General features: G+C 67.7%; 12 protein-coding genes. 3 read left to right on the forward strand and 9 right to left on the reverse strand.

Features of this window, described 5'->3' with window-relative positions; translation table 11 throughout:
* Window positions 1-99: 99 nt before the first annotated feature.
* On the forward strand, window positions 100-801 hold the full coding sequence (locus MSZK_RS15920) for an SDR family oxidoreductase (protein WP_099249407.1): 702 nt from the start codon (window positions 100-102) through the stop codon (window positions 799-801).
* Between the two features lie 23 nt (window positions 802-824).
* Here the strand turns inward: MSZK_RS15920 and MSZK_RS15925 are convergent, their stop codons facing one another.
* Genes MSZK_RS15925 through MSZK_RS15940 form a run of 4 tightly spaced genes read right to left on the reverse strand, consistent with a single transcriptional unit; the run spans window position 825 to window position 4,946 of the window.
* The gene (locus MSZK_RS15925; RefSeq protein ID WP_099249408.1) at window positions 825-1,589 is read right to left on the reverse strand and encodes an enoyl-CoA hydratase/isomerase family protein; all 765 of its coding nucleotides are present in this window, start codon (window positions 1,587-1,589) and stop codon (window positions 825-827) included.
* A gap of 4 nt (window positions 1,590-1,593) precedes the next feature.
* Window positions 1,594-2,682, reverse strand: coding sequence for an acyl-CoA dehydrogenase family protein (locus MSZK_RS15930; protein WP_099249409.1), 1,089 nt, complete (start codon window positions 2,680-2,682; stop codon window positions 1,594-1,596).
* Entirely contained in the window at window positions 2,669-3,574 is a 906-nt protein-coding gene (locus MSZK_RS15935) for an acyl-CoA dehydrogenase family protein (protein ID WP_099249410.1), read from the reverse strand. The genes MSZK_RS15930 and MSZK_RS15935 overlap by 14 nt, the downstream gene beginning before the upstream one ends.
* Complete coding sequence (locus MSZK_RS15940) at window positions 3,552-4,946, reverse strand: class I adenylate-forming enzyme family protein (protein WP_099249411.1); 1,395 nt, start codon at window positions 4,944-4,946, stop codon at window positions 3,552-3,554. Before MSZK_RS15940 ends, MSZK_RS15935 begins: the two co-directional genes overlap by 23 nt.
* A 130-nt stretch (window positions 4,947-5,076) precedes the next feature.
* Between MSZK_RS15940 and MSZK_RS15945 the strand changes: the two genes are divergently transcribed.
* On the forward strand, window positions 5,077-5,349 hold the full coding sequence (locus MSZK_RS15945; protein WP_099249413.1) for a 2Fe-2S iron-sulfur cluster binding domain-containing protein: 273 nt from the start codon (window positions 5,077-5,079) through the stop codon (window positions 5,347-5,349).
* Here the strand turns inward: MSZK_RS15945 and MSZK_RS15950 are convergent.
* The 5 genes from MSZK_RS15950 to MSZK_RS15970 form a co-directional block, all read right to left on the reverse strand.
* On the reverse strand, window positions 5,337-6,383 hold the full coding sequence (locus tag MSZK_RS15950) for a CaiB/BaiF CoA-transferase family protein (protein ID WP_099249415.1): 1,047 nt from the start codon (window positions 6,381-6,383) through the stop codon (window positions 5,337-5,339). The genes MSZK_RS15945 and MSZK_RS15950 overlap by 13 nt on opposite strands.
* On the reverse strand, window positions 6,380-7,336 hold the full coding sequence (locus MSZK_RS15955) for an LLM class F420-dependent oxidoreductase (protein WP_099249417.1): 957 nt from the start codon (window positions 7,334-7,336) through the stop codon (window positions 6,380-6,382). Before MSZK_RS15955 ends, MSZK_RS15950 begins: the two co-directional genes overlap by 4 nt.
* Window positions 7,337-7,738: a cobalamin B12-binding domain-containing protein gene (locus MSZK_RS15960; protein WP_099249419.1), complete on the reverse strand. Its 402-nt coding sequence runs from the start codon at window positions 7,736-7,738 to the stop codon at window positions 7,337-7,339.
* Window positions 7,738-9,315 carry a methylmalonyl-CoA mutase family protein gene (locus MSZK_RS15965; RefSeq protein WP_099249421.1) on the reverse strand — a complete coding sequence of 526 codons (1,578 nt, stop codon included), beginning with the start codon at window positions 9,313-9,315 and terminating at the stop codon, window positions 7,738-7,740. The genes MSZK_RS15960 and MSZK_RS15965 overlap by 1 nt, the downstream gene beginning before the upstream one ends.
* Before the next feature lie 89 nt (window positions 9,316-9,404).
* Window positions 9,405-10,160 (reverse strand): IclR family transcriptional regulator, encoded by a 756-nt coding sequence (locus tag MSZK_RS15970; RefSeq protein WP_099249423.1) that lies wholly within the window; start codon window positions 10,158-10,160, stop codon window positions 9,405-9,407.
* Window positions 10,161-10,325: 165 nt separating this feature from the next.
* On the opposite strand from MSZK_RS15970, the gene MSZK_RS15975 reads away from it, so the two are divergent.
* Window positions 10,326-10,666: acetyl-coenzyme A synthetase N-terminal domain-containing protein (locus tag MSZK_RS15975; protein WP_304528955.1), on the forward strand; the 341-nt coding region annotated here is incomplete at its 3' end.

The following is a 10,666-nucleotide window of genomic DNA, read 5'->3' on the forward strand; positions in this document are numbered from 1 at the left end:
CAATCACCACCGACCCCACACCGGCATCGGCGGAATGACACCAATCGAGCGCCTACGCGTTCACAACCTACCCGTGAAGAACACCTAGGTGAGGCCACCGTGCGCCGATTGCACGAGGCGGGCGCCAAGGTCGTGATCGCCGATCTGGCCGATGAGAAAGGCAACGAACTCGCCGCCGAGCTCGGGATCCCCTACGTGCGAACCGATGTCACCAGTGACGACGACGTGCTGGCCGCCATCGGCGCCGCCGAGGAACTCGGCCCGCTGCGCGTGTCCGTGGACACCCACGGCGGCCCCGCCGGCGGCGGACGGTTGGTCGGCAAGGACGGCTCACCCATGCCGATGGAGGCGTTCACCACGACCATCACCTTCTACCTGAGCGCGGTGTTCAACGTCATGCGGCACGTCGCCGCCGCGCTGGCACGCCAGGAGCCCGACGAGACCGGGGCCCGCGGAGTGATCATCAACACCGCGTCGATCGCCGCCTACGAAGGCCAGGTCGGGCAGCTGCCCTACTCGGCCGCCAAGGGTGGCGTGGTGGCCATGACACTCGTTGCCGCACGGGATCTTTCCCCGCTGGGCATCCGGGTGGTGTCGATCGCGCCCGGGACGATCAACACGCCGGCCTACGGCAAGGCGGCCGACCAGCTGGAGGCGTACTGGGGTCCGCAGGTGCCGTTCCCCAAGCGGATGGGACGGTCGGTGGAGTACGGCGCGCTGGCGCTGTCGATCGCCGAGAACGACTACCTCAATGGCGAAACCATCCGGCTGGACGGCGCGCTGCGCTTCCCGCCGAAGTAGCTCGCCTCTCTGCGCGAGCAGGGCTACTTCTTGGCGATCAGCCCGTCGACGATCGCGTTGAAGTCAGCGGTGCCGAACGACACGTACTCGGCGAGGTTCGCGTAGTCCAACGAGGCCATCACCGACTTCTCCAGCTGGATGTTCATCAGCCGCTTGGTGGCTTCGACCGCCTGCCGCGGCAGCTCGATGATCTTCTTCGCACAGGCGATCGCCTCGGCGAGCGGTTCGGCGACAACATGATTCGCCAACCCGAGCTCGACCGCGCGCTGCGGGGTGATACGCACCCCGGTCAGCGCGAACTCCTTGGCCTGCAACAGGCTGATCTGCGAACCCCACACCAGCGGACCGCCGTCGGCGGCGACCAGGCCGATGGACACATGCGGGTCGGCGAAGAACGCGTTCTCGGCGATGTAGACGACATCGGAGAGCGCCGCCAAGCTGCAACCCAGCCCGACGGCCGGACCGTTGACGGCCGCGATCACCGGGATGCGGCACCGGACCATGCCGATCACCAGATCGCGGCCGTGCTTGATCGTCTTCTGACGCAACGCTTCGTCGCTACGAAGCTCGTCGAGGTAGCTGAAATCGCCGCCCGCCGAGAACGCGCGGCCCGCGCCGGTGATGACCGCCGCCCGCGCGGAGGCATCCTCACCCAGCGCGTCCCAGATCTTGGCCAGCCCTACGTGCAGGTTGTCGTTGACGGCGTTGAGATCGTCGGGGCGGTTGAGGGTGATGATGCGTAGCGGGCCGTCGGCGGTGACGTCGATTTCGTCTGGCATGTCGTACATGTCGTTACACTCCCAGTCCCAGTATTCGTCCGGCGATGATGTTCTTCTGAATCTGTGATGTCCCGCCCATGACGCTCTGGGCACGGCTGTAGAGGTAGGCGCCGAACAGCTCCTCGTCGCCGGTGCCGACGGTGGCCAGCGCAGCGTGCCCGACGGACTGCTCGGTCCAGGTCATCAGCAGCTTGTCCAGCGAGCCATCCGGCCCGTGCGTGATGCCGTCCAGCTGTTCGGACAGCCGCCTGCGCACATGCAGGCGCAGCATCTCGGTCTGCACCCACGCCCAGGACAGCTCGTCGGGCGCCGGCCCGTCGACCCGGGACGCCATCTGGCGCACCAGCTTTCCGTACCGCGCCGAGAAGCCCAGTGTCGACGGTTCACGCTCGTGGCTGACCACGGTCATGGCCAGCTTCCAGCCGTCACCCGGCGCACCGACCATGTTCGCGGCCGGAACCCGGGCGCCGTCGAAGGTGACCTGGCCGAACTCCTTGGTGACACCGCTGATCATCTTCAGCGGGCGCTGGACGATCCCGGACTGGTGCATGGTGACGATGAACGCCGAGATGCCTTTGTGTTTGGGCACATCCTTGTCGGTGCGGGCCAGCACCAGGCACCAGTCGGCGCAATCGGAGTAGCTGGTCCAGATCTTGTGCCCGTCGATGATGTACTCGTCGCCGTCGCGGGTCGCGGTCGTGGTCAGCGAGGCCAGATCCGACCCGGCGCCGGGCTCGGAGAACCCTTGGCACCAGCGTTCGGTGCCGTTGATCATGCCGGGCAGGAAGCGCTGCCGCAGTTCCTCGCTGCCGTGGTGACTCAACCCGACCACCAGGTAGCCAAGGCTCGGGCGAGCGGGGGCGCCGGCCTTGGCGATTTCCTCGTCGACGATGACGTCGAACACGGTCGGCAGGCCCGCTCCGCCGTACTCTTTCGGCCACGAGGTGCCGAAGAAGCCGGCGGCGTACAGTGCCTGGTGCCACTCCCCCGCCTTGGCCCAGTAGGCGTCGCCCGAGGTCGGGAATCTGCCCTTCTGTTCGGTCAGCCAGCCGCGCAGCCGTTCGCGGAAAGCGGCCTCGTCGGGCGAATCACGAAAGTCCAATGGTCAACTCCTCCAGCTTGACTGGCCAGGATTCGGTGGCGGCCAGCACTCGGCGCAGATAGATGTGGGCGAGGCACTCCCAGGTGTTGCCGATCCCGCCGTGCACCTGGATCGACATCTCGCAGACCGCCAGCGCAGCACGCGCGCAATAGATCTTCGCGACCCGGGCCGCCTCGACCGCTTCGTCGGCCGGCAGCTCGTCGACGGCCCAGGCGGCATGGCGCAGGACGCTGACCGACCCCTCGATGAGAGCGAGGCCTTCGGCCAGCAGGTGCGCCACGGCCTGATAGGAGCCGATCGTCGCCCCGTACTGCTCGCGGACCTTCGCGTAGTCGGTTGCCAGTGCGTGGGTTCCGCGGGCGGCACCCACCAGGTCGGCGGTGGTGGCCGCGAGCGCCAGGGCATACCAGCGCTGGGCGTCGTCGGCGGTCAGCTCCCCGAGTGCCTCACGCGAACCGGAGATGGTGGCGGTGACCCTGGTCAGATCCGCGGCGCTCACGATGTCTCCGACGCCGGTCGACTGCACGGTGGTGCCGGTCAGGCGCAGGGCCGTGCGCGCACCGTCGGCGTCGATGGCGGTGTCCCCGATCGCGATGCACGCGGGCACCGGATCACGGCCGAGCAGCCGGCACAGATCGTCGGCGAGCACGGGCCCCAGGAACGGGACGTCGACCAGGCCACGGGCGAATTCCTCGGTGACCAAAGCGACCTCGACGCCGCTGGCACCGTCGGAACGCAACGATCGCCAGCCGGTCGAGTCGACGGTCGTGGCCAGCCGCGCACGGCGGTGCTGGTCATCGAGGTCCGCGACGGAGCCCGGACCGAAGTCGTCGGCCAGCTTGGCCGCGGCGTCACGCAATTGCTGCTGCTCACTGGTCAGACGTGCGTCCATGCTGCTCCTTGAGAACTCGCCGCAGCGCCTTGCCCGATGGCAGGCGCGGGATTTCGGGAACGAACACGATCTCGCGGGGGCACTTGTAGGCCGCCAGCGATCGTGCGATCAGCGCCGTCAGCTCGTCGGCGCCGACCGGCTCGGCGGCAACCACGGCCGCGATCACCGCTTCGCCGTCGTTCGCGTGGGGAACGGAAAACACCGCACAGTCGCGCACCGCCGGATGGCCGTGCAGGACCGATTCGACCTCGACGGGGGCGACCTGGAAGCCGCGCACCTTGATCATCTCCTTGAGCCGGTCGGTGATGCGCAGCCAACCCTGATCGAGATGGCCGATGTCGCCGGTGCGGTACCAGCCGTCGCTGAACGCGTCCGCAGTCGCCTCGTCGGGCAGGTAGCCGGCCATCGCCGATTCCGCGGACACCTGGATCTCCCCGGTCTCCCCGTCCGGGACCGGTTCGCCGGTCTGTACCGACACGATGCGCACGTCCGGAATCGGTCTGCCGACCGTGTCCAGCCGGGCGTCGTCTCGCGGGCAGCAGGCGATGACGGGCACCTCGCTGGTGCCGTACGCCGAGATCCAGCCCACGCCGGTTCGCCGCGTCACCAGCTCGGCCACACTGGTGGTCACCGGCGTGGCGCACCACATGATGTAGCGCAGCGATGACAGGTCGAACTCCTCCAGCCTCGGATGGGAGGCGATCGCCAGAGCGATTGGGGCCACAGCCATTTCGACGGTGATGCGGTCGTCTTGGATGGTGCGCAACATGGTGTCGACGTCGAACCTGCGGTGCAGGCGCATCCAGCCGCCGGCGTCGAGGACGGTGAGGATGTTGAGCAGCCCGAGGATGTGGGACGGCGGCGTGACGATCTGCATGCGATCGACGGCCGTCAGGCCCAGCGCCTGGCGCCAGTGTTGGACCGCGGCGGCCAGCGAGTGATGGGTATGACGGACCGCCTTGGGCATTCCGGTGGTGCCGGAGCTGAACACCAGCACCGCATCGGAATCGGCCACCGGCTCCCAGCAACCCGGCGCTCCCGCATCGATCGGGTCGTCGAGGGACAGCATCGGCATCATGTCGGCCAATACCGGACTGTCGCCGACGGCGTGATCGGCACCGGCCACCCCGAGGGCGTGATCGACGTCGGCGGTCTTCCAGCCGGGGCTGATCAGCACCGCCGAAGCACCCAAGCGCCAGATTGCCTGCACCGCGAAGACGAATTCGGGCCGGTTCGACGACATCACCGCCACCCGCTGTCCGGCCTGAACTCCGCGACGCGCCAGCGTGTCCGCCAATCCAGCAGACAGCGCATCGATTTGGGATCGTGTGTAGATGCGGTCCTCGAAGACAAGCACGCGCACGTCGCTCACGCCGCGGTCCGCTCGGCCATGATCAGTGCCATCCCCATCGACAGGTCAACAAACGAGAACATACTATCGCGAGTCGAGAATTGAATTCTCATCTGGGTAGAATGATACTGGGCCAACGCTGAGGAGAGAAGTGAGCACCGCGACCATCACGCTGGACGGCAAGACGGTGACCATGCCGGTGAACACCGGTGAGACGCTGCTGGAAACCGCCCGCCGCGCCGGTCTCACCCCGCCGTACAGCTGCGAGGCCGGCAACTGCGGTACCTGCATCGCGACCGTCACCGAGGGTGTGGTTGCCATGCGCGCCAACGAGGTGCTCGATGCCGGCGAGATCGACGACGGCCTGATCCTCACCTGCCAGGGCGTCCCCCAGACGGATGTGACCGTCAGCTACGACGACTGACAATCGCCCAGCTCCGGCGGCGGCCGGTAGGCGGGCCGATACCCCACCACCCGCACCGGGCTGCCCACCAGGCGGAAGTCCCCGGCGGTGACGACAACCTCCGGTGTGGCCTCGAGCGCGTCGGGAAGCGAGCGCACCGCAGCGGCCGGAATGCCCAGCGGGCGTAGCCGAGCCTCCCAGCCGACCGCGGTGTCGGCGGCCAGGGCGCGGGTGACCACGGCCAGCACCTCGTCCCGGTGTTCGGAGCGTTCGGCCATCGTCTCGAAACCCTCGATCCCCGCCTCGGCGGAGAAGGCGCGCCAGAAGCGGTCGTGGGTGACGAACAGGGCCAGGAACCCGTCCGCGGTGGAAAACAGTTGGGCGGGAACGTAGAACGAATGCGCGCCGAACGGATGCCGGCGCGGGTGCACCCCGTCGTTGAGGTAGGCCGAGGCCCGGTAGTTCAGCTGCGAGAACATCACATCGCGAAGCGACACGTCCACCTGGCCGCCCTGGCCGGAGACGATCATGGCCAGCAGCCCCAGCGCCGCGGTCAGCCCGGTGGAATTGTCCGCTGACGAATACCCGGGCAGCGTCGGTGGCCCGTCGGGATCTCCCGTCATGGCGGCCACCCCCGTCGCCGCCTGGATCACGTAGTCGAAGGCGGGATCGTCGCCACCGTCGAGTCCGTAGCCGGTCAGCGCGACGCAGACGATCCGCTCGTTGTGCCGACGCAGAGCGTCGTAGGTCAGGCCCAGTTTGGTGATGACCGAGGGCTTCATGTTGACCAGCAACGCGTGTGCTCCCGCGGCAAGCTCGCCCAGGCTGCGCTGTCCCGCTTCGGAATTCAGGTCAAGGCACACGCTGCGCTTGTTGCGGTTGATGCTGGCGAAGTAGCTCGCCCCGACCTGACGAGATATCTCACCGCCGGGCGGCTCGATTTTGATGACGTCGGCGCCGAGGTCGGCCAGCATCATCGTGGCGTACGGGCCGGCCAGCATGGTGCCGACCTCGAGGATGCGGATGCCCGCCAGCGGACCAGGCGACGAGCTCATCGGATCTCGGCGGCGAGCTGGGAAATCACCTCGCGGGTGCGATATTTCGATGCGATCAGCTCGTCGCGGGTCTCCCCGATCGGCAACAACCGCACCGACAGATCGGTCACCCCGGCGTCGGCGAATTGTCGGAATCGCCGCAGAATCGCGTCTTCGTCGCCGGCCGCGCACAGGTCACCGACGGTGCGGGCGTCACCACGATCGAGCAACCGCTGATAGTTGGGCGACGTCTCGGCCTCGGCCAGGATCCGGTTGGCCCGGTCCTTGGCCGCGTCGATCTCGGAATTGGCGCACAGGCATACCGGGATGCCGGCGACGATGCGCGGCGCCGGCCGACCGGCGTTCTCGGCGGCCTTGGTGATCCGCGGCGCGATGTGGCCGCCGATCGCCCGCTCGTCGGCCATCCACAGAACCGTACCGTCGGTGAGTTCGCCCGCGATCTGCAACATCACCGGGCCGAGCGCGGCCAGCAGCACCGGAAGCGGTGAGTCCGCTTGAAGCACAGTGGGGTTGTGGACGGTGAAGCTGTCGTTCTCGACATCCACGTCGCCGGGCCCGGCCAACGCAGCGCCGAGCACCTCGAGGTAGTCGCGGGTGTAGGCCGCGGGCTTGTCGTAGGGCAGCCCCAGCATGTCGCGAACGATCCAGTGATGCGAAGGGCCCACACCCAGCGCCAATCGGTTGCCGCTGACGGCGTGCACGGACAGCGCCTGGCGGGCCAGCGCGATCGGGTGTTGCGCCTGCAACGGAACCACCGCGGTGCCCAGTTCGATCCGCGAGGTCCGTGGGCCCATCAACGCAACCATGGTGAGAGCGTCGAAGTCGTTGGGCACCTGAGGCATCCAGGCGGTGTCGAAACCGGCAGCCTCCGCCCATTCGATGTCCTCGACGAGCTTGCCGACCTTGCGAGCCATGTCGCCACGCTCTGCACCGATCATCACGCCAAGGCGCATCTAGTCGACCACCTGTTCTGAGGTCAGCGCACGGACATCGCGGATCAGGGTGTCCAGCGGGGTGCCGGTCGGAAACACCGCGGCCGCACCGGCTTCCACCAGCTTAGGCACATCACCGAGCGGGATCGTGCCACCGACGATCACTGCGATGTCGCCGGCGTCGGCGGCGCGCAGCGCGTCCACCGTGCGTTGGGTCAAGGCGACGTGGGCACCCGAGAGGATGGACAGACCGACGACGGCGACGTCCTCCTGCAGCGCGATCGAAACAATGTCCTCGATACGCTGCCGGATTCCGGTGTAGATCACTTCGAACCCGGCGTCTCGAAGCGCGCGGGCGACGATCTTGGCGCCACGATCGTGGCCGTCGAGGCCGGGCTTGGCGACCAGGATGCGCGCACTCACTAGAACACCACCGGCTGCTGGAATTCGCCCCACACCGACTTCAGCGTGGACACCATCTCGCCCACCGTGCAGTAGGCATTGGCGCAGTCGATCAGCGCGTGCATCAGATTGTCGTCACCTTCTGCTGCTTTGGAAAGGGCCGCCAGAGCCTCTCTTACGGCAAGGTCACTGCGCTGCGCCTTGACCTTCGCGAGGCGCTTGAGTTGCTTGTCACGACCGTCGGCGTCGAGCTCATAGGTGGCCAGATCCGGTGCGGGCTCGTCGACGACGAAGGTGTTCACCCCGACGACCGGCCGCTCGCCCGACTCGACCTGCTGGTGGGTGGTGTAGGCCTCATCGGCGATCAGCCCCTGCAGGTAACCGTCCTCGATGCAGCGCACCATGCCGCCGTGCGCCTCGAGGTCGGCCATGATCTCGATGATGCGTTCCTCCGTCGCGTCGGTCAGCGCTTCTACGAAGTAGGAGCCGCCGAGCGGGTCGGCCACCCGGGCCACACCGGTCTCGTAGGCGAGGATCTGCTGGGTGCGCAGTGCCAGCGTCGCGGACTCCGCACTGGGCAGGGCGAAGGGTTCGTCCCAGGCGGCGGTGAACATCGACTGCACCCCGCCGAGGACCGACGCCAGTGCCTCGTAGGCAACCCGGACCAGATTGTTCTGCGCCTGAGGCGCGTACAGCGACGCACCGCCAGATACGCACCCGAACCGGAACATCGACGCCTTGTCGGTCTGCGCGCCGTACCGCTCCCGCACGATCGTGGCCCAACGGCGACGTCCGGCACGGTATTTGGCGATCTCCTCGAAGAAGTCGCCATGGGTGTAGAAGAAAAACGAGATCTGCGGGGCGAACTTGTCGATCGTCATCCGGCCGCGTTCGACCACGGTGTCGCAGTACGTGACACCGTCGGCGAGGGTGAACGCCATCTCCTGGACGGCGTTGGCCCCGGCATCGCGGAAGTGCGCGCCCGCCACCGAGATCGCGTTGAACCGCGGCACCTCGGCCGCACAGAACTCGATGGTGTCGGCGATCAGCCGCAGCGACGGCTCCGGCGGCCAGATCCAGGTGCCACGCGAGGCGTACTCCTTGAGGATGTCGTTCTGGATGGTGCCGGTGAGCTTTTCGCGTGGCACGCCCTTCTTCTCGGCGGCCGCGACATAGAACGCCAACAGGATGGCAGCGGTGCCGTTGATCGTGAAGCTGGTGCTGATCGCGTCCAGTGGGATGCCGTCGAACAGGATCTCGGCATCGGCCAGAGTGTCGATCGCAACACCCACCCGGCCGACCTCTTCGCCGTACTCCGGGTCGTCGGAGTCGTAACCGCACTGGGTCGGCAGATCCAGTGCGACCGACAGGCCGGTGCCACCCTGTTCGAGCAGATATCGGTAGCGGCTGTTGGACTCCTCGGCGGTGCCGAAGCCGGAGTACTGGCGAAACGTCCACAACCGGCCGCGGTAGCCGCTGGAGAAGTTGCCGCGGGTGAACGGGAACTCGCCCGGCGCGGGGGGATCGCCGCTGCGGTCGCCCGGGCCGTACACCGGTTGCAGTGGGATTCCCGACGACGTGTGGGATAGGTGGTCCATCGCTGGATACCGTACTTGCAGTTTTGGAGAATGCCAATACCGCTTTGGGCAAGCCGTGTGCAGATTTGGCCAAAACTCGAGGTAGGTCGCTACCTGCGAAGCCGGCCGGACAGCAGATGCGCCTGTTCGAGCAGCAGAGTCCCCAGTTGATGGCGACGGTCCGGTTTGAAGCGGGTCTCGACCCCGGTGAGGCTCAAGGCATAGGCCGGCCGGCCGTTCTCGTCGAACACCGCCGCTCCGATGCCCCAGCTGCCTTCGACGATCAACGCGGGATTGACGGCGTAACCGGTCAGACGCGTCGCCGCGATCCTGTCCCGGATCGCCGCTTCGGTGTGGTCGGCGCCCCACTGCGCCGCCGGCGCCGCACGCGCGAAGTAGTCGTCGACCTCGGCGGCGGGCAGATGGCTCAAGATCGCCAGCCCGGCCGAGGCCACCCCGAGCGGAAACCGGATGCCCTCGTGCAGCACATGGGATCGCAACGGAAAACTGCCCTCCACGCTGAGCAGGCAGACCGTCTCGTCGCCCCGGCGCACGGACAGGAACGCGCTTTCACCGGTCTGCGCGGCCAGCCGGGCGACCACCTCGCGGGCGTGGTCGGTGACGTCGTAGCGGTGCGAGGCGACGGCCCCCATGAGATACATCTCGGGCCCCAGCAACCATCGCCCCGTCGTGGCGTCACGGTCGATCAGCCCCACGTCGGCCAGCGACGTGAGCAGCCGGTGCGCGGTGGGGCGGGCGAGTCCGGCGACCCTGCCCAGCTCGGTCGTGGAGGCACCCGCGGGCTCGGCCGCGCTGACCGCACTCAGCAGGGCCGCCACCCGCGCCACCACATTCCGGTCCGCCACGGACGGTGATCCTAGCGTCCACTGGGTGGACACTCCGAACCATCGATTGCCGGATGGCGAACATCTTCGCGGCGATTATGGCGAACGGTTGACTGCTCACGGAGCTACTTGTTGAGTAGGGGCCCGACAGCAGATGTCGTTTACCCAGTGGACGCAAGGATCACGATGCCGGGCAATGAACCCCAGTGGAAACAGTTCGCTGCCACCTCGGCGGCCCGCCACGGCGCGCCAGTGGGTGACTATCCCGCGCTGTGGCAGTGGTCGGTCGATCACCCGGCCCGATTCTGGCGCGCGGTCTGGGAGCATTTCGACGTGCGCGCCGAGGTCGGGCCCGGCGCCGGTGACGAGGGGGTGCTGGCGGACCCGACGATGCCGGGGGCCCGCTGGTTTCCCGGTGTCCGGCTGAACTACGTCGACCAGATCCTGCGGCACACCACCCGCCCGGGAGTGGCCATCGTCGGGATCGACGAGGACGGCTCCCGAACCGAAATCGGGTGGGCCGAGCT

Origin of the sequence: Mycobacterium sp. shizuoka-1, assembly GCF_002723835.1 — a bacterium.
Lineage (GTDB): Bacteria > Actinomycetota > Actinomycetes > Mycobacteriales > Mycobacteriaceae > Mycobacterium.

Bases quoted from the DNA above. Each gene is read 5' to 3' on its own strand.
- MSZK_RS15925 (WP_099249408.1), bottom strand. From the start codon at position 1,589: ATGTACGACATGCCAGACGAAATCGACGTCACCGCCGACGGCCCGCTA.
- MSZK_RS15965 (WP_099249421.1), bottom strand. From the start codon at position 9,315: ATGGACCACCTATCCCACACGTCGTCGGGAATCCCACTGCAACCGGTG.
- MSZK_RS15955 (WP_099249417.1), bottom strand. From the start codon at position 7,336: ATGCGCCTTGGCGTGATGATCGGTGCAGAGCGTGGCGACATGGCTCGC.
- MSZK_RS15950 (WP_099249415.1), bottom strand. From the start codon at position 6,383: ATGAGCTCGTCGCCTGGTCCGCTGGCGGGCATCCGCATCCTCGAGGTC.
- MSZK_RS15935 (WP_099249410.1), bottom strand. From the start codon at position 3,574: ATGGACGCACGTCTGACCAGTGAGCAGCAGCAATTGCGTGACGCCGCG.